Annotated in this window: 22 protein-coding genes; 11 read left to right on the top strand and 11 right to left on the bottom strand. The window is 54.4% G+C overall.

The annotated features are described in order from the left end of the window. The first annotated feature begins 2 nt into the window (after window positions 1–2). Window positions 3–908 carry a LysR family transcriptional regulator gene (locus tag FHN83_RS23245; protein WP_139565078.1) on the top strand — a complete coding sequence of 302 codons (906 nt, stop codon included), beginning with the start codon at window positions 3–5 and terminating at the stop codon, window positions 906–908. Between the two features lie 45 nt (window positions 909–953). On the opposite strand, the gene FHN83_RS23240 is transcribed toward FHN83_RS23245, so the two are convergent. The 6 genes from FHN83_RS23240 to FHN83_RS23215 all read right to left on the bottom strand — a co-directional run bounded on the left by FHN83_RS23240 (window position 954) and on the right by FHN83_RS23215 (window position 8,649). Further along, window positions 954–1,982 (bottom strand): fimbrial protein, encoded by a 1,029-nt coding sequence (locus FHN83_RS23240; protein WP_176556523.1) that lies wholly within the window; start codon window positions 1,980–1,982, stop codon window positions 954–956. 68 nt (window positions 1,983–2,050) lie between these two features. Beyond that, on the bottom strand, window positions 2,051–4,552 hold the full coding sequence (locus FHN83_RS23235) for a fimbria/pilus outer membrane usher protein (RefSeq protein WP_139565076.1): 2,502 nt from the start codon (window positions 4,550–4,552) through the stop codon (window positions 2,051–2,053). 53 nt (window positions 4,553–4,605) lie between these two features. Further along, window positions 4,606–5,274, bottom strand: a complete 669-nt coding sequence (locus FHN83_RS23230) for a molecular chaperone (RefSeq protein WP_139565075.1) — start codon at window positions 5,272–5,274, stop codon at window positions 4,606–4,608. 54 nt (window positions 5,275–5,328) lie between these two features. Beyond that, complete coding sequence (locus FHN83_RS23225) at window positions 5,329–5,940, bottom strand: fimbrial protein (protein ID WP_138368941.1); 612 nt, start codon at window positions 5,938–5,940, stop codon at window positions 5,329–5,331. A 140-nt stretch (window positions 5,941–6,080) separates the two neighbouring features. Continuing rightward, entirely contained in the window at window positions 6,081–7,622 is a 1,542-nt protein-coding gene (locus FHN83_RS23220; RefSeq protein WP_176556522.1) for a DHA2 family efflux MFS transporter permease subunit, read from the bottom strand. A gap of 10 nt (window positions 7,623–7,632) precedes the next feature. Beyond that, window positions 7,633–8,649: an HlyD family secretion protein gene (locus tag FHN83_RS23215; protein WP_139565074.1), complete on the bottom strand. Its 1,017-nt coding sequence runs from the start codon at window positions 8,647–8,649 to the stop codon at window positions 7,633–7,635. A gap of 468 nt (window positions 8,650–9,117) precedes the next feature. On the opposite strand from FHN83_RS23215, the gene FHN83_RS23210 reads away from it, so the two are divergent. Together FHN83_RS23210 and FHN83_RS23205 are read left to right on the top strand one after the other, a co-directional pair. Next, window positions 9,118–9,366, top strand: coding sequence for a type II toxin-antitoxin system Phd/YefM family antitoxin (locus FHN83_RS23210; RefSeq protein WP_139565073.1), 249 nt, complete (start codon window positions 9,118–9,120; stop codon window positions 9,364–9,366). Beyond that, window positions 9,356–9,640, top strand: a complete 285-nt coding sequence (locus FHN83_RS23205) for a type II toxin-antitoxin system RelE family toxin (protein WP_139565072.1) — start codon at window positions 9,356–9,358, stop codon at window positions 9,638–9,640. Before FHN83_RS23210 ends, FHN83_RS23205 begins: the two co-directional genes overlap by 11 nt. Window positions 9,641–9,739: 99 nt before the next feature. Here FHN83_RS23205 and FHN83_RS23200 read toward each other — a convergent pair whose 3' ends face one another. From FHN83_RS23200 to FHN83_RS23190, 3 genes are all read right to left on the bottom strand, one after another. After that, window positions 9,740–10,057, bottom strand: a complete 318-nt coding sequence (locus FHN83_RS23200; protein WP_039028778.1) for a YebG family protein — start codon at window positions 10,055–10,057, stop codon at window positions 9,740–9,742. 97 nt (window positions 10,058–10,154) lie between these two features. After that, a complete protein-coding gene (locus FHN83_RS23195; RefSeq protein WP_139565071.1) occupies window positions 10,155–10,631 on the bottom strand; it encodes a DUF1348 family protein in 477 nt (158 codons plus the stop codon). Window positions 10,632–10,694: 63 nt separating this feature from the next. Beyond that, window positions 10,695–11,261, bottom strand: a complete 567-nt coding sequence (locus FHN83_RS23190) for a TetR/AcrR family transcriptional regulator (RefSeq protein ID WP_139565070.1) — start codon at window positions 11,259–11,261, stop codon at window positions 10,695–10,697. Window positions 11,262–11,493: 232 nt separating this feature from the next. On the opposite strand from FHN83_RS23190, the gene mdcA reads away from it, so the two are divergent. The 8 genes from mdcA to mdcH all read left to right on the top strand — a co-directional run bounded on the left by mdcA (window position 11,494) and on the right by mdcH (window position 18,568). Beyond that, window positions 11,494–13,149, top strand: a complete 1,656-nt coding sequence (gene mdcA / locus FHN83_RS23185; protein WP_039028781.1) for a malonate decarboxylase subunit alpha — start codon at window positions 11,494–11,496, stop codon at window positions 13,147–13,149. Further along, the gene (locus FHN83_RS23180) at window positions 13,149–14,009 is read left to right on the top strand and encodes a triphosphoribosyl-dephospho-CoA synthase (RefSeq protein ID WP_139565069.1); all 861 of its coding nucleotides are present in this window, start codon (window positions 13,149–13,151) and stop codon (window positions 14,007–14,009) included. The genes mdcA and FHN83_RS23180 overlap by 1 nt, the downstream gene beginning before the upstream one ends. Window positions 14,010–14,019: 10 nt before the next feature. After that, window positions 14,020–14,319 carry a malonate decarboxylase acyl carrier protein gene (gene mdcC / locus FHN83_RS23175; RefSeq protein WP_138368935.1) on the top strand — a complete coding sequence of 100 codons (300 nt, stop codon included), beginning with the start codon at window positions 14,020–14,022 and terminating at the stop codon, window positions 14,317–14,319. Beyond that, window positions 14,312–15,145: a biotin-independent malonate decarboxylase subunit beta gene (locus FHN83_RS23170; RefSeq protein WP_139565068.1), complete on the top strand. Its 834-nt coding sequence runs from the start codon at window positions 14,312–14,314 to the stop codon at window positions 15,143–15,145. The genes mdcC and FHN83_RS23170 overlap by 8 nt, the downstream gene beginning before the upstream one ends. Continuing rightward, window positions 15,145–15,945: a biotin-independent malonate decarboxylase subunit gamma gene (gene mdcE / locus FHN83_RS23165; protein ID WP_139565067.1), complete on the top strand. Its 801-nt coding sequence runs from the start codon at window positions 15,145–15,147 to the stop codon at window positions 15,943–15,945. Before FHN83_RS23170 ends, mdcE begins: the two co-directional genes overlap by 1 nt. A 136-nt stretch (window positions 15,946–16,081) precedes the next feature. Continuing rightward, a complete protein-coding gene (locus FHN83_RS23160; protein ID WP_138368933.1) occupies window positions 16,082–17,041 on the top strand; it encodes an AEC family transporter in 960 nt (319 codons plus the stop codon). Window position 17,042: 1 nt separating this feature from the next. Beyond that, the gene (locus tag FHN83_RS23155) at window positions 17,043–17,663 is read left to right on the top strand and encodes a malonate decarboxylase holo-ACP synthase (protein WP_139565066.1); all 621 of its coding nucleotides are present in this window, start codon (window positions 17,043–17,045) and stop codon (window positions 17,661–17,663) included. Beyond that, a complete protein-coding gene (gene mdcH, locus FHN83_RS23150) occupies window positions 17,660–18,568 on the top strand; it encodes a malonate decarboxylase subunit epsilon (protein ID WP_139565065.1) in 909 nt (302 codons plus the stop codon). The genes FHN83_RS23155 and mdcH overlap by 4 nt, the downstream gene beginning before the upstream one ends. Here the strand turns inward: mdcH and FHN83_RS23145 are convergent. Continuing rightward, window positions 18,565–19,491 (bottom strand): LysR family transcriptional regulator, encoded by a 927-nt coding sequence (locus FHN83_RS23145; RefSeq protein ID WP_139565064.1) that lies wholly within the window; start codon window positions 19,489–19,491, stop codon window positions 18,565–18,567. The two genes, mdcH and FHN83_RS23145, sit on opposite strands and share 4 nt — an antisense overlap. Before the next feature lie 120 nt (window positions 19,492–19,611). Then, window positions 19,612–21,588: an alkyl/aryl-sulfatase gene (locus FHN83_RS23140; protein ID WP_139565063.1), complete on the bottom strand. Its 1,977-nt coding sequence runs from the start codon at window positions 21,586–21,588 to the stop codon at window positions 19,612–19,614. Window positions 21,589–21,590: the final 2 nt, after the last annotated feature.

Below are 21,590 nucleotides of genomic sequence, written 5' to 3'. Positions count from 1 at the left end.
TCATGTCCGATCCCGATTTTAACCTGCTGGTCGCGCTCGACATCCTGCTGGCAGAAGCCAGCGTTGCGGGGGCCGCGCGCCGCTTAAACCTGAGTACCTCCGCCATGAGCCGCACGCTTAGCCGCCTGAGAGAAGTGACGGGCGATCCGCTCCTGGTGCGGGCCGGACGAAATATGGTGCTGACACCCTGGGCGGAAGCCTCCCGGGAGCGCGTCAGAAATGCGGTGCAGGAGGCGAGGGCGGTGCTGCAGCCGTCAATGGAGACATTGCAGGTGGAGAAACTGGCGCGGCTTTTTACCATCAGAGCCAATGATGGATTTGTCGTCGCGTTTGGCCCGGCGCTGATTGCCGCCGTGGCTGAGGCCGCGCCGGACGTCTGTCTCCGCTTTGCGCCGAAGCCTGAAAAAACGTCACGCTATCTGCGGGAGGGTCTGGTTGATCTGGAAATTGGCGTTCAGAGCAATATGGGGCCTGAAATTCGCCTGCAGCGGCTTTTTCAGGACAGGTTCGTTGGCGCAGTGCGCAAGACGCATCCGCTGGCATCATTACCAGAAATCGGTGTGAAGGATTATGTCGACTGGGGCCATGTGGTGGCCGCGCCGGACGGATCGTTACACGGTTTTGTGGATGATGCGCTGGCGGAGTCAGGCCTGACGCGAAAAGTGGCGAGCGTGGTACCGGGTTTTCCCACGGCATTATCCGTAGCGCTGGCATCCGATTTTATCGCCATGGTGCCGGCGCTGTATTTGCTCAACCAGCAGATGACGGAGCAACTGCATGTGTTCGAACTGCCGTTTAAAACCCGGAGCATAACGGTGTCGCAGATGTGGCATCCGAGAATGGAAAAGGATCCGGGGCATCGCTGGCTGAGAGAGAAAGTGCTTCAGGTGTGTCGGGACGTACGGTGACGAACCGAAACAGACCCGAAGGTAGCTCCCTCAGGGTCTTGTTTCTCAGTTATAAATCAGGCTAAAGGTCGCAAGACTGTCGGCTTGCCCGGCGGTCGCCTGCGGAGCCGTGCGAACATACTGGGCATCATAATTCAGACTGAACTGCGTCTGGTTAGCACTGTTGGCAAAGGCTTCGACACCGGTACTGTTAAGCGGCACAGGCTTACCCTGTGCGGAGCCATAGCTGTCACCGTACAGGAGGCGGATCCCCGCGCCGGTGGCCGCCCCGTCTTGCTGGCTCAGGGTAAAGACATCATTATTTGCCCCGTCTTTTTCCGTGGGCCCAAAAAAGCCTATCTTCACGGCGTTGGTTTGCGACGCTTCGCAGGAAAGGGGGATCGTGAAGCGATGTTTTTCCCCATCGATGCCATTATTAAGATCGCTGACGCTGGTCTGTCCCATGTTCACGCTAATGTTGGCATCAGTGATGTAACAACTCGATTTATGCACTTTCAGGTCCGTTGCCGCCACTTCTACAGTCACACCCGCCTCGGATATCACCGCACCACTGGCATCTTCGAGAATCAGCTTTCCCGCCCTGATTTGTCCACTGTTTGGCTGTTCGTAGATAATCTCCGGCGCGGTTTTGTAGAACACAACGAAGAACTGGGTGGCCATTTGCGAAGGATCACTGGTGTTACATACCGCCACGCTGTCATCACCCGCCGCGATGTAGTGGACGGGCTGGCCCGCGCAGTGGGTGGTCTCCCTGACGCCCACTGCAAACCCTACGCCGGGAATATCGGGAACGTCATAAACCGATGCCGGTGCGCCCGTCCCGTTAGGCGCCACGCCACTCACGCCAGAGACGGTTAAGCCGCTGTCTGCGATAAAACGCATTGTGACCGGGCCCGTGCCTTCAGCGCAGTTATAAAATGAGCGATTCTCCTGCCCCAGAATCGCACCAGACAGCATTGAGCCCGGGGAAAGTGACGGGTTATCCGTAATGGAGTAATTCTGGAAGTTGATAACCGCATCGTTCATTGTGGGTGGACAGCTCTGTGCTGCAACGGCCTGAAAGGGAAAAGACATAATGCAGCCTGCCAGGACTGTTATTACCCGAAATAGCGTTGTCATTTTTTTCACATCATCCTCTGTCTTTAATCGCATTTTTCCACCAGCAGCCTGACGGGACTGAATTCTGTTGCTGCAGGCAGTGTGATGGGAGCCGAACAACGGACTGTCTGCCCCTGCTGGCGCCAGCTGGCATGCAGCACACCGCGCAACGGTACGCCGCTCAGATAGACTTGTCCGCCATCACCCACAATCCCTTTACTGGATGTCGCGTTTTCAGCGCCGGAGACAAAGGCGTTGGCACCAAACGGGAGGGGACGCCCCTGCCAGGTGAGCGTAATCAGGGTTCTTACTCCAACATGGGTGTGGTAATTCGCCAGAACGACCGCGCCGCTGGTAGGAACGACCGTCTGACTGTTTTGTTCAAGATCAACCTCATCCGCCAGCGTTTCGGTATCCAGTGAAAGCATATTCTTGTGGTACGCCGAGAGTGTGGGCATGACGGCGTAGCCGCGGGAATCGGTATGAACATTGGTAGCCCCTTCAATCTGCACGTCAGGTGCGCCTTCTGCGCGGATCAGACCAATGGTGTCGCCAAGGCTTTGGCTCAGCGTCACGCCATATTGCGTCGCCACAATGCCGCCGGCCGCACCGTAGTTAAGACGATCGTTATAGCGATCGTGGCTGTAACCGATGCTGGCGCTGCCCGAACCGCCGTGCCAGGCCAGCGCCAGATTGCTGTTGGCAACATGGGCCTGATTATCAAAACCTTGCTGAACGTTGTAGCTGAGCTGATCGTGCGAAAGCGCCGTTCCGTACAGGGAAACCTGTTGCGTGGTGTGGCCATTCAGATTGTTGTTGAGACTGTAACTGGTGGTACCGCCAGGTAACCAGCGGCTTAGCGGAACGCTCACGCTCAGGTTGACCGAACGCTCGTTGTCGCTGTCATCTGAACTTGAGCGTGTGAGGTAGTAGCCCAGGCTCCAGGAGATGCCCTTATAGTTGGCGTAATATCCCACGTGCACGGTCTGATCTACGGCAGAAGAGTCCCAGTATTTCTGTCGATAAAACGATGCGCTGATGTTGCCCCAGCCACCAAAATCCTGCGTCAGGCTGAACTCTGTCCGGTGACGGCGGTTTTCAATGTGCTGGTCGGGATCCCGATAATTATTCGCTTCGCTAAAGCTGTAAAAATCGCGGGTTGTGTAGTGGTTACTGGACAGATCGAGAGAAGTATCTGTCGTCGCAATATTTTTATGGTACTGGGCGCGCAGCTGCTGACCGTGACCTTGTCTGTTTTCCGTTAGCTGTGCGCGGGCAGCCAGGGTATCGATACCCAATGCCCCCAGTTGGCCAAAATCCTTGCCGACGCCAATGGCCAGCGCCTGATAGTGGTTGGATAACTGCGCGCCGCCATATAGCGTGAGGCTTGAAGGCAAGCCATAGAAAGCAGACGCCTGGATAAAGGCTGGAGTCTCGCCATCCGTATCCGGGCGGGTAAATTTACCGGCACTGGCGCTGAATTTGACGCGTCCTTCACGCAGCATAAAGGGCACAGAGGACCACGGCTGGGTGAACTTTCGCTCGCTACCGTCACTTTCGCGGATCGTGATGTCGAGGTCGCCACTCTGGGCAGTCGGGAACAGGTCGTTAATGACAAACGCGCCCGGCGCAACGTAGGTTTCATAGATGATGTAACCGTGCTGACGAACGGTGATGCGGGCATTGCTATGGGCAATGCCACGGATGGTCGGCGCAAAACCGCGCTCGCTGTCGGGGAGCATATTTTCATCAGAGGCAAGCTGCATCCCGGTGAACTGAAAACTGTCGAACACTTCGCCGGAGGTGTATCCATCCCCCAGCATCAGTTCGCTTTTCCAGCGTTTAATTGCCCGTTTGACCGACGTTCCCTGCGTTTGCCAGTGATGACCAGCGCCGTATTCAACCGAGGAGGCATTGCGGACGCGCCACGGGCCAAGGTTAAAACCGGAACGGAGGCTCAGAAAACTGTCACTGTCGTGAATGTCGTTGATATTGGTTGTCGATCCCGTCAGGTTGTAATCGACAAAGGCCGCGGGGATCCCTTCATCCCACTGTTCAGGCGGGATAAAACCCCGGCTTTTTTGCCGCATTGCCGCCTGCGGAATGCTGAAGTCCAGACGGTGGGCGGCGAAATCGAACTTGACTGCCGCATCGGGTATGAATTTTCCGGGGTCGGAAAAGGTATCGCCTTTGTGCAGGGCCTGAAACGCCGGAAATGCCCCGGTGTTCACACCCAGCCGGGAAAGGTAGCCAGCATCCAGAACCGGTACCAGCTGTGCATCCTGCTGGATAAATTCCAGCTCGCGTTCATCGACCTGGGTCTGGTTAACGAAAACAGAAACTTTGTAGCGCCCGGGCTTTTGCCCGCCTTGCCGGGAAAACCAGCTCAGGTCACTTGTTTGCTGCTGCCCGGAGGTGATCTCTAATGCATGAGGATCGAAATAGTCATCTGCCTGTGCCTGTCGCAGGCCGCAGCTGAGGGTTAGCGCGCCGGTGAAAATAACCAGGCTGAATCCGTCGATGCTGTTTAGGGGGGAGATTTTCATTAACAGAGATTGGCCTGGTACCGTTATAAAAACGATTCGTTGCCAGACGCATTTCAGGACTGAGTGGCCAGGCGCGTCAGCCCACCAAAATCATTGATCGCTTGCCAGCTAATGGCTCCCGCACAGGATGTATTCCAGCTACGCTCGGCAAACGGATCCACCATCCCAGGATCGTTTAATTCTGTATTACCCACCTTGACTCGATAAAAGGAGACGAACCATGGCGAAGGATTTTTCACGGTCAATCTGTTACCGGAGCAGGTAAATTTCAGCTGCTTATAGGCCAGAGCGGCATCACCTTTTAAGCCAGATGGACGGAAAAAGAGTTTGAATTTCGATTTGACGTTAATCTGTAATTTATTGCTGTTTGCTTTCCTGGTTGGCGCAATGTTTTTGACATTGAGCCAAAAAACGGACTCACGGTCAGAAGGCAAGGGGGTCCCCAGATAGCTGATCCGCAGCGTATTTTTTTGCTCAGCATCAAGACGAAATAACGTTGGCGTGACAACAAACGGAGGGGCTGATTTATCGGTGCTGCTAAAGTTTTCTATCCAGGACTGGATTAAATAGGGAGTCTCTTTTTCCATATTGGTAATTGAAAAGGCAACTTCCCGTTGCCCTTGAGGGTAAACAACACGCGTTCCGCCCATGACAACACCGGCATGTGCTGAAAGGGAACAGCCCAATGACAAAAACAGTATTGCTAGTGTTTTCTTATCCATGTTGATTTCCGCTGAGAATTAAATAAGCAGAATATTTTCTGCTTATTTGACAAATTAGTTATAAACCATCAGGAAGTTCGCATCTGCATCTGCTTCACCGGTGGTGACGTTGTCAGCGGTGGCATTGTAGTTTGCGTAAAAATTGAGGGTTGTAGAGTCTTCGCCTTCGGCGAGAGTGACGCTTTTGGAGACATCGCCAATTTTAATCTGAGTATTACGATCGCTTTCGTACAGCTTAACGGCCACGCCTGTTGCCGTATTTCCGTCGCTGTCTACGGCGGAATTCAGGCCCAGCAGCGCATTATCGGTAGCGTCTTTTGTACCATCGAACAGAACGGCAACGGATTTGACCGAATCAGGGCATCCCTCCACCGAAATATGGAAAGGGGTACGGGTGGTCTCTTTTTGGGTTGCAAAGTAAGAGGCGGCCCATGTGCCCAAATCCACAGTCTGACCCGCGGTATCCGTGCTGACGTTGCAGGATGCGTCAGTAATTTTTCCGGTGAAATGGACCACGCCGCCGGTGCCCTGAGTACCTGTATCAGAGCCCGGATTCGTATTCATGCCATTATCACTGTTACCTGACGGAAGAGCAGCCAGCGCACTTGCACTGGCCATCATTAACGTACAGACGGTGACTGCCACAATATTTTTTTTATTGATCATGCCTACTTTTCCCTTTTTCTAAAACGGCTTTATTTGCCGCGAATAAAAAACAGCGGAAATGCTAACAAACTCATTGTGAAGACCTAAACGCAAATTCATTTAAAAATAAATTTTCTTAGCAGAGCAGGCGGGAAAACGCATTATTCCAGAATCGGTTCTTCCACACGTGTTGGTTTGGAAAAGAGCAGCACCAGGGGTAAGAGTAGTAAACATAAGAACATCATCAGGCGGAAATCCTGATAATAAGCCAGCACTGTCGCCTGACGCGTAACTTCCCCATTAATCGCCATTAGCCCGGATGCGCTATGCAGACTGTAGGCTCCGTGGTGAATATTCTCATGCAGGGCCTTATTAAAGGGATTAATAAATTCAGCAAAAATGCTGTGATTACGCTGACTCTGTTGCGCTAAATACGTGGTGACTGCAGAGATGCCAATACTGCTCCCAATATTGCGTATTAACGAATAGAGAGAGGTCCCTTCGGTACGATATTTTGGTGCCAGCGTTGAAAAGGTGAGGGTGGAGAGCGGCACGAACGTCAGCCCCATACCAATACCTTGTACCACACCGCTACTGATAATATCCCATTGACTCATCCACATACTGAAATGCGTCATCTGCCAGAGTGAAATAGCCATGATCACCACGCCTGCGGCAATGACATAACGTAAATCCACTTTGCCGGCGATACGTCCGACAATCATCATACTGAACATGGTGCCGAACCCGCGTGGCGTCATCAGCAGACCGACATCAATCACTGGATAGTGCATAAAACCCTGCAAAAGCGGCGGCATCAGCGCCATTGTTGCCAGCAGAATAGTGCCCATACCAAAACTGAACAGCAGTCCGACAACGAAATTTTTATCGCGGAAAATTCCTGGTTCAATAAAAGGTTTTTTCGAGGTGAAAATATGCGCGATAAACAGGTACAGTGCCGCGCCCGCGAGAGCGGCTTCAATAATAATTTCACCGCTTGAGAACCACTCTTTCGACTCACCACGGTCGAGAAATAGCTGCAAGCTGCCAATCGTCACGCTGAGCAAAAAGAAGCCCAACAGGTCAAACTTACGCTTATTGTCGATCACCGTTTCTTTGACGAAGGCGGTGATCCCAAGCCAGGCCAGCACGCCAAACGGAATGTTGATATAGAATACCCAGCGCCAACTGTAGTACTCGGTTAACCATCCCCCCAGTGAAGGTCCAAGAATTGGACCTATCATTACGCCCATACCCCACATCGCCATGGCCGAACCATGTTTTTCTTTTGGCCAGGCATCAAGCATGACCGACTGCGACAGCGGCACCAGGCTTGCGCCAAAAATTCCCTGCACCAGACGAAAAAGGACAATCTGATCGATAGACTGCGCCGCGCCGCAGAGCATAGAGGCGAGGGTGAAACCGACCACGGACCAGGCAAACAGACGCTTGCGGCCAACACGGGCAGAGACAAACCCGGTCAGAGGCATGGTGATGGCGGCCGCCACAATGTAAGAGGTGAGAACCCAGGATGTTTGATCCTGCGTGGCTCCCATAGCTCCCTGCATATGCGGCAATGCAACGTTGGCAATGGTGGTATCCAGCGCCTGCATGATTGTCGCCAGCATTACCGAAAAGGTAATCAACATGCGGTGGTCCGCACTTTTCTTTTGCGGCAGCGGAGCCGTAATGACATCAGACATAAGCCCCTCCTCAGGAAGCGCTACCGGCATCAGCCTGGGTATTAATTTTGATGGTGGCGCTCAGACCAGCCCGAAGCTGCGGTTTATCCGATTCGGTTTGCAGACGGATACGCACCGGTACACGTTGCGTCACTTTTACCCAGTTGCCGGTGGCGTTCTCCGCCGGGATCACTGCGTATTCCGCGCCTGTTGCCGGGCTGATGCTACTGACTTTACCGTGCCAGGTTACGCCGGGTGCATAGTCGACGTTAATATCAGCAAGCTGGTTGTCACGGATATGGGCCAGATCTTTTTCGGTAAAGTTAGCTTCGACATAGAGATTGCTGTCCGAAACCAACAGCATTGCCGTTGTTCCGCTCTGCACAAATTCCCCGGCTTGCAGCACTTTGGTAATGCTGCCGGAGGAGGGGGCGTATTCATTCACATGGGAAAGGTTGTTTTTAGCAGTATTAAGTTCAGCCAGGGCTTTTTTATAACGCGGATGTTGCTCAACTGGCGTGGCAATATCGCCGCCAAAGCTGTCTGCCACTTCCTGCAACTGTTTTTGCAGCATATTAACTTCGAGCTTCATTAATAAAACTTTCTGGTGAGCACCATCCATATCGGAAGCAGATACATATCCCGGACCGTTCAGCCTGTGCAAACGTCCTTCTTCACGTTGCGCATAAGCAAGCTGACTTTTCGATACCGCGATGTTGGCAAGTTTGCTCTGGTATTGGGATTTGATGGTATTTAACGCGATAACCGTATCATTGAGTTCTGATTTGGCCTCCGAGACGGCCAGTTCATAGGGTTTGGGATCAACGTTGAACAGAAGGTCGCCTTTATTGACGTGCTGATTTTCTCTGACCGCCACATTAATAACGCGCCCGGAAACTTCCGCACCGATCGCGGTTTTGTCGGCTTTCACGTAGGCATTATCGGTTTCGACATAACGGCCACTGTTTAAATAAAACCAGCCGCCAGACGCGAGGCCCAGAGCAGGAATGGCCAGCAATAAAATGAAGCGTAATTTTTTAATAGTCATATCAAATCTCTTAATTGTGGTGACACCCGAGGCACAAAAAAAAACAGAGCGCAGAGCAGGTCGATGCGCTGAGGTATCATTGATTTATTGATAGGATAAATATAATAAGCGGACTTATAGTAAACCGAGCAAGAAGTGCTATTCGCTGTTTAAAAATAAATTTTGGAAAGTAAAAGCCGTTTCTGCAGGGATACTGGAACAAAGGAGAATTCGATTTCACCTTGATTGAAAACGCAAGATGGACAGAGGAGGGAATGGCTGCGGCTGGTAGACTGAGTGACCCTTACATCTAATTTAACATAATATACATTATGCGCACTAAGGTTGTAGTTGTAGCTTTCTGTTGGATCTTTCAATCCAAGTCTCCTGTAATAAAGAATCACGCCCTCGCACCAGGATGCCATTCAGGACGCTATTATTGGCACCATTAAAGGCGCTATAATTGAGGCGTCAACCAGGAGACATATCATGCCATTTCAAATTTTAACCACTACTGCTGCGAGCATCACCGAACTTAAACGCGACCCAATGGGAACCTTCAATGCTGGCGAAGGTGCTCCTGTTGCCATTCTTAACCGCAATGAACCCGCTTTCTACTGTGTTCCTCCGGCTCTTTATGCTCAGCTTATGGATATTCTTGAGGATGAGGAGCTCGGTCGTATCATCGACGAGCGAGCAAATGAACGGGTCATTGAGGTCAATATTGATGACCTATAAGCTGGCATTTAACGAATCTGCATTAAAAGAATGGAAAAAACTGGGACATACCATACAGGAACAGTTCAAAAAGAAGCTCCGGGAACGGCTTCAAAACCCTCGTGTTCCGGCTTCGCAGTTACATGGCCGAAAAGATCAGTACAAAATTAAACTGCGTGGCGCAGGATACAGACTGGTTTACCGTGTCGAAGACGCAATTATCACGGTAACTGTGATTGGTGTTGGAAAGCGTGAAAATGATGACATCTACAAAATGACACAACAGAGAAATTAGAGCCTTACCCTGCCCCGGACATCTGAATACCCATCCAAAAAAAGCCGCAAGCAGTTTCCCGCTCACGGCATCAGACTCAGTAATGATGTGTTCTGGCAATCAGGCAGCTTTGACGGCTCTGATTTTTTTACCACCTTCCACATCAGACTCTGTTTTCTCTGTTGCAGTTGCGGCATTGAGATCGGGAAGCTTGCTGGTACGCAGAATATGCTGCACGGCCTCTTTCTGCTCGGCGAGATACAGCCCAAGATTTTCAGCCTGCGTCTCATCCATCTGCATTCCGCTCTGCAACAGCCAGTCGGTGAACGCTTCTGCAAGGTCAAGCAGTTTGTCGTGAGCGTCAGCCTCTTTCTTACTGGCAAATGTCATTTTCTCTTCACCTTTTCTTACGACGACAAATTTTGTTTCAACAGCCATTCTGCACCCCCTATACTGTGTATGCATACAGTATAGCAGTTACTGGCTTATCTTGCAGCCATAATGTGCTTGCATGAGCACGGTAAAGATCTAAATCTTACAGCCCCAAATCACTCAGCCCCGGGTGATCGTCCGGGCGACGCCCCAGCGGCCAGTGGAACTTGCGCTCGCTTTCCTTGATAGGCATGTCGTTAATACAGGCGAAACGGCGCTGCATCAGCCCGTCCTCCCCGAACTCCCAGTTCTCATTGCCGTAAGAACGGAACCAGTTACCCGAATCATCGTGCCATTCGTAGGCGTAGCGGACTGCAATGCGGTTCTCCCCAAATGCCCATAACTCTTTAATAAGACGGTACTCAAGCTCCTTCTTCCACTTGCGCTCCAGGAATCCTTTGGCTTCTTCGCGATTATTGGCAAACTCAGCGCGGTTACGCCATTTGGTATCCAGAGAGTAAGCCAGCGAAACTTTTTCCGCGTCGCGGCTATTCCATCCATCTTCAGCGAGCCTGACTTTTTCAATCGCGGATTCACGAGTAAACGGAGGAAGCGGCGGACGAATTTGTGCATCAGACATGGTGGAGCCTCCAGCATCATTGGATATTTCATTGAGTATTTATTCCAGGAACCCAGGTCTGTTTTACGAAACCTGTTTCAGTAATAGCTGAGCAATATTTCGGGCATCATCTGCGGCGCGGTAATCACCCATAACGCGTGACAGGGTGATGGCGCCTTCAATCAATAACAGTAACTGCCTCGCCAGGGTTGAGGCGTGTTCAATATTCAGCTGCCCGGTCAGTTCGAAGGCGTAATCCAGTATTTTCTGTTTATGCAGTCTGGCGATCTGGCGCACCGGATCGGCACTGTCCCCTACTTCTCCCGCAGTATTGATGAAGGCGCAACCGCGATATTCCTCTGACTCAAACCAGCCTTTGAGCACGGTGAACATATTCAGGATGCGTTCCTGCGGCGTATCCGCTTTGTCACACTCAGATCTGAACCATTCCATCCAGCGAATATCCCGCGCGTTCAGCGCCGCAGCCGCCACTTCGTCTTTGTTGGCGAAATGGCGATAAATACTTTTCCGCGCCACGCCTGAGGTCTTGACCAGAAGATCCATGCCGGTGGCATGAATACCGTTCTCGTAAATGAGTTGCTCAGCGGTAGCGAGAATTTTTTCTCGGGTGTTTGTCGTGTTTTTGTTCATGACTTAATGGTAGAACGATCGTTCTACCTGATCAAGTTAAATCTTCTCATCCTCGCAGGTAGTCCATACTTAACCATCCTGCTTTGATCGCCCCCTCATAATGTCACACGGAATCATTACTCTCAGGCTAACAATCTGTTTCTTAGCTTAATTGATGCACTACTCCTTACGGAGCAGACTTAATGCAGCATAAATTTAGGCAAAAATGATTTGCTGAATCAGGAGGTTAAAAATGAATGCTGGCCAAAGTCCGGCCCGGAACTGGAACACACGTCGCAGCGAAAAGGCCCGACGCGTCGCTTCCCTTCCGTTGCAGGGTAAAGTCATCCCCACCGACGATCTGGTGGATGCCCTGGAAAAACTGATTGCCCCCGGCGACCGCGTGGTGCTGGAAGGTAATAACCAGAAGCAGGCCGATTTCCTCTCCCGCAAGCTTGCAGAAGTCAGCCCGGCAAAAATTCACGACCTGCATATGATCATGCCAAGCGTGGGTCGCAGCGAGCATCTGGATATCTTCGAAAAAGGTATCGCCCGCAAGCTCGATTTCTCTTTCTCAGGCCCGCAAAGCCTGCGCATTTCACAGCTGTTGCAGGACGGCCAGCTGGAGATCGGTGCTATTCATACCTATATCGAACTCTATTCGCGCCTGTACGTCGATCTCTGCCCGAATGTGGCGCTGATTGCCGGCTACAAAGCCGACCGCAAAGGCAACCTCTACACCGGGCCAAGTACCGAAGATACCCCGGCCCTGGTAGAAGCCGCCGCCTTCCGTGACGGGATTGTTATCGCCCAGGTTAATGAAATCGTCGATGACGAATGCGACCTGCCTCGCGTGGATATCCCGGGCTCGTGGATTGATTACGTCGTCGTCGCCGATAAGCCGTTCTTTATCGAACCGCTGTTCACCCGCGATCCGCGCCTGATCAAGCAGGAACATATCCTGATGGCGATGATGGCGATTAAAGGCATCTACGCCGAACATCAGGTCCAGTCCCTGAACCACGGTATCGGTTTCAACACCGCCGCGATCGAACTGCTGCTGCCCACTTACGGCGAACAGCTTGGTCTTAAAGGCAAAATCTGTAAGCACTGGACCCTGAACCCGCATCCAACGCTGATCCCGGCGATTGAAAGCGGCTGGGTTGAGAGCGTGCACTGTTTCGGCGGCGAACTGGGGATGGAAGAGTACATCCGTGCCCGCCCGGACATTTTCTTTACCGGTGCCGACGGCTCCATGCGCTCCAACCGCGCGTTCTGCCAGCTGGCAGGCCAGTACGCGGTCGATATGTTCATCGGCTCTACTTTGCAGGTGGATGGCCTGGCTAACTCCTCAACCGTGACCCGGGGTCGTCTTTCCGGCTTCGGCGGTGCGCCGAACATGGGCCACGATCCTCACGGTCGTCGTCACGCTACACCGGCATGGCTGAATATGATCACCGAACCCGACCCAATGCAGCGCGGTAAAAAACTGGTCGTGCAGATGGTGGAAACCTTCCAGGCTGGCGTTAAGCCAACGTTCGTTGAACAGCTGGATGCAGTTGAGGTGGCAAAATCCTCCGGCATGCCGCTGGCACCGGTAATGATTTATGGCGATGACGTGACTCACGTTCTGACCGAAGAAGGTATCGCCTACCTGTATCGTGCAAACAGTATTGAAGAGCGCCGCGCCATGGTTGCCGCAGTGGCTGGCATCACCGATATCGGTCTTGGCGTTGATGCGAAACGCGTGGCGGAACTTCGTAAGAGCGGCAAAGTGGTGTATCCGGAAGATATCGGCATTCGCCGTTCTGAAGCCACCCGTTCCCTGCTGGCTGCCAGCAGCGTTGCGGATCTGGTTGAGTGGTCCGACGGTCTGTACAACCCACCTGCGAAATTCCGGAGCTGGTAATGAAACTCCTGTCACAGACTCAGTCAGAGGGTCAGGCACAGCTGCTGGCGACGATTGCCCGCGACTGCCTGATCGACGAAGCGCGATTAAGCCCGAAACCGGGTCTGGTGGACAGCCGGGGAAACGGGGCGCATCACGATTTGTCCTTAGCTCTGATGGAGCGTTCTGCGCACAGCCTGACCCCAACGTTTCTGCAACTGGCCCGACAGAGCTGGCAACGTCCTGCCGACATCGCCCTGCGCGAAACCGTGGGTCGTCTTGGGCGTGAAGGTGAACGGCAGATGATGGCCGCCACCGGGGGCGTTAATACCCATCGCGGCGCTATCTGGGCGCTCGGCCTGTTGGTCAGCGCAGCCGCCATGCTGAACGGCAATGCCAGCGCGCAGCAGATGGCGGATACCGCCGCCCTCCTCGCCCGTCTGCCCGATAACGCGGCGCCGAAACTCTTCAGCAAAGGGTTGAAAGCCACCCATCAGTATCGGGTGCCCGGCGCGCGTGAAGAGGCCCAGCAGGCGTTTCCCCACGTGATGACGCTGGCGCTGCCGCAGCTATTGCTCAGCCGTGCGCAGGGTGCGAGCGAAAGCGAAGCCCACATTGACGCGCTGATGGCGATCATGACCTCGCTCAGCGACACCTGCGTGCTATCGCGTGCCGGCATGCCGGGACTGGAAACCATGCAGAGCGGTGCCCGTGCCGTGCTTGCAACGGGCGGCAGCGCAACCGCGAAAGGCCGTCAGGCGCTGGCTCGTCTGGATTCGCAGATGCTGGCCCTTAACGCGTCCCCCGGTGGTGCCGCCGATCTGCTCGCCGCCACGCTGTTTCTCGACAGGGTTTGCCAGCCCGCGTCTTGCTCATTTTAAAGAGGATGTTATGGAACACATTACATTGTCATTTCCTGCCAGCCGTACCCTTCAGGGCAAAGCGCTGGCAGGCGTTGTAGGCTCCGGTGATATGGAAGTACTGTTCACCGCCGCCGCTGGAGATGCCCTCAGCATCGATATCACCACCTCCGTGGATAACAGTACCCGCCGCTGGAACGCGTTGTTCGAGCGCCTGAATCTGACCAGCGGTCTGCCTGCGGGCAAGCTGGTGATCCACGATTTCGGCGCAACGCCTGGCGTGGCGCGCATTCGTATCGAACAGGTATTTGAAGAGGTGAGCCATGCGTAACGATCGCAGCTTTATTGAACTGCGCGCCCGTGAGCGTGCCCACGAGCTGCTGGATGAAGGCAGCTACCGCGAACTGCTCGATCCGTTCGAAGGCATTATGTCTCCGTGGCTTGCGCCGCAGGGCGTGGTTCCGCAATCCGACGACGGTATGGTGGTTGCTCGCGGCACCATTAATGGCCAGTCCGCTGTGGTCATTGCCATCGAAGGTACCTTCCAGGGCGGCAGCATGGGTGAAGTGTCCGGCGCCAAAATGGCGGCGGCGCTGGAGCTGGCTGCCGAAGATAACCGTAACGGCATCCCGACGCAGGCTGTGCTGAGTCTGGAGACCGGCGGCGTGCGTTTACAGGAAGCCAATCTCGGTCTGGCGGCTATCGCTGATATTCACGCCGCGATTGTCGATCTGCGTCGCTATACCCCGGTGGTCGGCATTATTACCGGCACCGTCGGCTGCTTCGGCGGGATGTCTATCGCCGCGGCGCTGTGCAGCTACCTGATCGTCACCCGCGAAGCGCGGCTTGGCCTGAACGGTCCGCAGGTTATCGAACAGGAAGCCGGGATTGAAGAGTATGACTCCCGCGACAGTCCGTTTATCTGGAGCATGACCGGCGGCGAAATTCGTTACGAAAGCGGCCTGGTGGATGCGCTGGTGGGCGACGGCGTCAACGCCGTGAAAACCGCCATGAACGAGGCGATCGCCAAAGGCGTTCCGGCTCAGCACCGCAGCGATAAATATGCCGATTTCCTGGCTCGCTTGTCGAACTTCGACACGCGCCAGCAGGCCGATACCGCGCAAATCAAACAGCTTTTCGCCGGGGAGGTGAAATGATGACTCAGTCCAAAAACCGCGCCGCCATCTGGCTGGAAAAACTGGCCCCGAACGCCCCGCGCATGAGCGGCCTGTGCCCTTCCGTTCAGGTGGCCGATGCGCCGCTGAACGGCGAAAACGTCCGCTTTATCGCAGTCGTACCCGACGCCAACAACCATTACCCACGCGCGGCGAAAGGCGAAGTGGGCCTGCTCGAGGGCTGGACGCTGGCCAAAGTGGTCAATGAAACCATCGATGCTGATGCCAACAGCGATGTGAAGCGCCCGATTGTGGCGGTGATCGACGTTCCCAGCCAGGCCTATGGCCGCCGTGAGGAAGCGTTCGGGATCCACCTGGCGCTGGCAGGGGCTGCTGGCGCCTATGCCAAAGCGCGTCTGGCGGGCCATCCGGTGATCGGTCTTATCGTTGGTAAAGCGATGTCCGGCGCGTTTCTGGCGCACGGTTATCAGGCTAACCGCCTGATCGCCATCAACGATAAAGGCGTGCTGGTGCATGCGATGGGGAAAGAGTCCGCCGCACGTATTACCCTGCGTACCGTTGATGCCCTGGAAAAACTGGCAGCAACCATTCCGCCAATGGCTTATGACGTCAGTAACTACGCCACCCTGGGCCTGCTGTCGGATCTGCTGACCCTCAGCAATCCGGATGCACCCTCTGATGCGGATCTGGCAACGGTAGAAATCACCGTGCAAAAAGCCATTGCCGATGCCCGTAAAGATCCCGGCCTCACAAACCGCCTCGGCGCGGAAAATCGCCGTAGCTCCGCGCTGGTGCGTGAGAAAATGCGCGCCGCCTGGTAACGAGCAGTACAAAGTACGTAAAAAAAGACCTGCCGAAAGCGGTCCCGTCGGGCGCAACATAGCGCCCACGGTCAACTCGCTTTTAGAAAATTATAACCATCGCGTCAGTGTTAATTTTTTTATCTACAGGTGATCTATGACTTATGTAATTGTTCATGCCCTTGCGCCGATTTTTATCATCATGCTGCTCGGCTTCTGGGCCGGTAAAGCCAAAATGGTCGACAACAAGAATGTGTCGCTCCTGAATATTTTCGTAATGGATTTTGCCCTGCCGGCTGCGCTGTTCAGCGCCACCGTGCAGACCCCCTGGGCGGGTATTGTTGCCCAGTCTCCGCTGATTGTGGTGCTGACGGGCGCAATGTGGATCACCTATGCGGCGATCTACTTTACCGCCACCAGCATCTTTAAAAAGTCACCGCAGGATGCCGCCGTGTTGACGCTGACTGTGGCCCTGCCAAACTATGCCGCACTGGGCCTGCCTATTCTGGGCAGCGTGCTGGGTGAAGGCTCTGCCACCTCTCTGTCGGTCGCGGTCTCTATCGCCTGTGGTTCGGTACTGATGACGCCGTTCTGTCTGCTGATCCTGGAGCGTGAGAAAGCGCGTGCCGCGGGGGAAAACAGCGGTTCTACCCTTGCGATGCTGCCGGTACTGATGTGGCGTTCACTGAAAAAACCTATCGTGATGGGCCCGCTGCTCGGGGTGATTCTGTCCGCTATCGGTATCAAAATGCCGGACCTGCTGCTGGCTGCAATTAAGCCTCTGGGCCTCTCGGCAACCGCGGCGGCGCTGTTCCTGACCGGTGTGATCCTCTCGGCCCGCAAGCTGAAGCTGAACGCCATGGTCGGGATCGCGACGGTCACCAAACTGCTGATCCAGCCGTTCATCGCCTGGGGTATCGTTATCGCCTTTGGTCTGCATGGCTCCGTGGCTATCACCGCGATCCTGATGATTGCGTTGTCTGCCGGTTTCTTCGGTGTGGTGTTCGGCAACCGCTTTGGCGTGCAGTCACCGGATGCAGAAGCCGTGCTGCTGTTGAGCTCCGTTCTGTGTATCCTGTCGTTACCGCTGTTTATCACACTCACTTCAGGTATTTAAAATGACGTTCACACCGCGCCCTCACGACTTACTGTGGCTGAAAAGCCGTGATGCTCTCCTTGATATTCAGGAGGCATGGGTAGCAAACCAGTGGCATACCGGTTTGCCCGTTGTGGTCCGGCGCGATGTGAATGCGCAGCAGGATATTCCGGTTGGCGTGCGCGGCATGAAGCGCGAACAACGCGCCGCGGGATGGGTGAAGGCAGAAAGCGTTTCCCGCGTGATGTCGCCGGAAACGCTGGCTGAACGCGAACGCCTCCTGCACTCGCCTTTTGTTTCTCAGCCGCCTCTCCAGGCGGCTATTTTGCTTACCACCTTCGCATGGCCCTGGCACTGGGGCATTACCGGTAGTACCGCATATGCGCTGGCAACGGAGATACCTGTGCTTCATGCCGACAGCGATCTCGATTTGCTTATCCGCGCCCCGCAGCCGTTGACCGACGAGGAACTGCGTCAGTGGCAGGCTCAGGCCGAAAAATTGCCCTGCCGCGCCGATACCCAGGTCGAGACACCCTCAGGCGCTTTTGCGCTTAATGAGTGGCTCCGCGAAGGACGCGTCCTGCTTAAAACGGCCACCGGCCCGCAGCTGACCGCCACGCCATGGCACAGGGAGCCAGAATGAAAATCCTCTTTACCTTTCCAGGCCAGGGCACGCAACGCGCTGGCATGCTGCATCATATTCCCGATCGTGAAGCCATTCTCAACGACGTGAGCGCCGTTCTGGGGGATGAGACATACCAACTGGACAGCGAAGCATCGTTGAAACATACCCGAGCGGTTCAGCTGTGTTTGTTGATCGCCGGTGTCGCCTGGGCCCGCGAGTTAATTGCCCACAACGTCAAACCGGATATGGTCAGCGGCCTCTCCATTGGGGCTTATCCTGCGGCCGTGATCGCTGGCGCACTCGACTTTAAAGATGCCCTTCGCCTGGTGGCGTTACGAGGCGAGCTGATGGAGCAGGCCTATCCGCAGGGTTACGGCCTGACGGCCATTGTGGGTTTGCAGCTTTCGCAGCTGGAAAAACTGATGGCGGGCAGCGAGACGTATATCGCTAACCTCAATGCGGAAACGCAGATTGTGATCGCCGGTCGCGATGACGAGATGGCGAACGTCGCGCAAAAAGCGCTGGATGCGGGAGCCAGTAAAGCCACCCGGCTGGCCGTCAGCGTTCCTTCCCACTGCGCATTGCTGGATAAACCGGCGGCAAGGCTGGCGCAGGCCTTTCAATCCGTGACGTTGTCACGCCCTTACTGCACCTATCTGAGCGGTTCGACGGCGCGGGTGCTGTGGGAACCGCAAAAAATCGCCGACGATCTGGCGTTTAATATGGCCCGCACCGTCCAGTGGCAGGACGCCATGGTTTCTGCCAACCAGCGCGACGCGCGTCTGGCAATTGAAATGCCGCCGGGCAGCGTCCTGACAGGGCTTACCCATCTCGCAGGCTGGCAGGGCGATGCGATTTGCCGGGAACGTAACAGCATTGAAGTGGTGCAGCATCTGGTGAAACGGCTTAACCGCCAGAATTAAACCACCAGCCCACGGGCGTACATCCGCCCTTCTGCCGCGAGCGCCAGCAGATCCTGGTCCCGCTCGCGGTGATGCATATAGACAATCGAAATCAGCTGGCGCATCTGATAGGGCTCCGCCAGCTTCAGAAGCTGGACGTCATTCTCGTAGACCTTTTTCATACGCCCGGGGATAAGGGAAAAGCCCACCCCCGCCTGCACCAGACTTATCATCGAGAAAATGTCATTTACGCGGGTGACAATCTCCGGCTCAAATCCAGCAATATTAAAGGCTTCCTGGAAACCAGCGTAGGTGGCGAAACCTTCAGCCAGTGAAACAAATTTCCGATCCGCATAGTCACGTAAATCTGCCGTTTGCGTGGCGTTGAGCTTTTCACTTCCCGGCGCGGCAAGAAAGATATCGTCATGAAACAGCGGCACAACGTCGAATTTAGAACCGGCAAATTCACCTTCGTCGGTGGAGATCAGGATCGCATCCAGCGCGTCGTCCTCGAGCATATCCAGCAGCATCTGGTTAGAGCCCATGGTTAAATCCAGCTCCAGCGAAGGCCGACGCAGCTTCATGCCCATGATAATTTTTGGCACCGTTTCCAGCGTCAGGGAGTAGAGCGTGCCGATACGCAACCGCCCGCGCCCGACGCCTGCCACTTTGCGGGTCTCATCCAGCCCCTTGTTCATCAGGCTAATAACGTCCTGACAGTACTCCAGCAGCGTCCAGGCGGCAGGCAGCGGCAGCAGGTTACGCCCCTTATGGACAAACAGCGGACAGCCCACGCCCTCTTCCAGGGTATGCAGTGCCCGATGAACGCTGACGCTACTGAGCCCTAAGGCCTCTGCGGTACGGGCAATATTACCCTTACTCATAAACATCATAAAAACGCTGAGCTTGCGGAAGGTAATGTCCTGATGGATATCGTCTTTCATCGCGGTCCGGTTTCATCTTTTGTGAAGCCCAGAGTATACCTGCTTCACAGGAGGATGACGTCAGGTTCAATTATCAAACGAAAAAAGCTGCCCGGAGGCAGCTTTACTGAGCACAATCTCTTACGGCGTAACAATGTTGAACCAGAATTCAAATTTGTCCATGTAGCCAAGCATTTCATCAAGCTTCGCACTGTCACCGGTAATCTTCACGTCCCCATTCCCTTCAGCCTGCTTGAGCGTCTCCTCTTTCAGCAGGATTTTGTTCAACACGGCGCGATCCAGAGTAATGGAGGCATCGGCATCTTTCGCCCGTGCGTTCGCGGTATGGTTCAGCACCCCGTTTTCCAGTTCCAGCTTGTACTTGCCGCCGTCTTTTCCAAGATCGACATTGAACACCGCTTTCGCTTTACCTGCTTTCTCGCCGTTGATATGAACCGCCAGATAGTCAAAGAACATTTCAGGCGTCATCGCACGTACGGTATCCGGGCTGGCGGTGTTCGGGGTTGGCCCTTTCATCACGCCATTACGCAATTCCTGTGCGCCGGTCAGATAGAAGTTACGCCACGGGCCGGATTCGGCCTGATATCCCAGCTGCTCCAGCGCATCCGCCTCAAGGTTGCGGGCATCTGCGTTCTTAGGATCGGCAAAGACAATTTTACTGGTCACCTGCGCCACCCAGCGGTAGTTACCCTGCTGGTAGTCGGCTTTGGCTTTCTGCATGATGGTATCGGCACCGCCCATATATTCAACGAATTTCTTCGCGGCCTGTTCCGGCGGGAGCTCGTCAAGGGTAGCCGGGTTGCCATCGAACCAGCCAAGGTAATAGACGTAGGTTGCTTTAACGTTATGGCTGACAGAACCGTAATACCCGCGGCTGGACCACTGTTTTTCCAGCGACTCCGGCAGCTTAAAGTTGGCGGCGATTTCGTCGCGGGTCAGGCCTTCGTTGGCCATACGCAGGGTCTGGTCATTGATGTAACGGTACATATCACGCTGACCTTTCATCAGCTTGACAATATTGTCGTTACCCCAGGTTGGCCAGTGGTGCTGTGCGATAATGACTTCCGCATCGCCGCCCCAGCGTTCGATAGCGTCATTGATGTATTTAGACCATGCCAGCGGATCGCGGATTTTAGCCCCGCGCAGAGAATAGGTGTTGTGCAGGGTGTGAGTCACATCCTCAGCAGCCTCGATCATCTTTTTCTCTTTAACGTACCAGAGCATCTCTGACGGTGCTTCCGAACCCGGCGCCATCATAAAGTCATAGGTTAAACCGTCGATCACTTCCTGCTGCCCCGTATGGGTAATGTAGTTGGTCGGCTGGAGCAGCGTCACGGTACCCGCTGAAGTGGTCGTCCCCAGACCCGCGCCCACCTGCCCTTTGGCATCAGGTTTCAGCAGGTTACCGTACATATAGCTGGCGCGGCGGCTCATGGCGGTACCGGCCATAATGTTCTCGGACACCGCTTCCTCCATGAAGCCTGCTGGCGCATAGAGTTTCACCTTACCCGACTTAACATCAGCCTCGTCAACCACGCCGCGAATACCGCCATAGTGGTCAACGTGGCTGTGGGTGAACAGGACGGCGACAACCGGTTTCTTACCGCGGTTTGCATAGTAAAGCTCCAGCCCCTCTTTGGCAGGCTCGGCACTCAGCAGCGGATCGATAATGGTAATGCCTTTCTCACCTTCGACAATGGTCATATTTGAGAGGTCGAGGTTGCGGATCTGATAAACGCCGTCAGTCACTTTAAACAGACCGCCCACGTTAATTAGCTGCGACTGACGCCACAGACTCGGGTTAACGGTATCCGGCGCTTTCACCCCCTCTTTCACAAAGTCATATTTCGCAGGGTTCCAGATAACGTTACCTTCCGGCCCTTTGAGCTCGGTCTGCGGTAGCGGGGCGATAAAGCCTTTATGCACGTTTTCAAAGTCGGTTTTATCGTTGAACGGCAGTTTGTTGTACAGCGCGTTATTTGCCTCCCGGGTTGCTGGTGTCGCATCCAGCGGGAGCATCTCAGCAAATGCAGAAACTGACAGCGAGGTTAAAACACCGGCCAGTGCCAGTTGTTTAGCAATTTTATTTAATTTCATTG

Source organism: Leclercia adecarboxylata (genome assembly GCF_006171285.1).
GTDB classification, from domain to species: Bacteria; Pseudomonadota; Gammaproteobacteria; order Enterobacterales; family Enterobacteriaceae; genus Enterobacter; species Enterobacter barmai.
The sequence above is the reverse complement of the archived record's forward strand: the minus strand, read 5'-3'. Positions and strand labels throughout refer to the sequence as shown.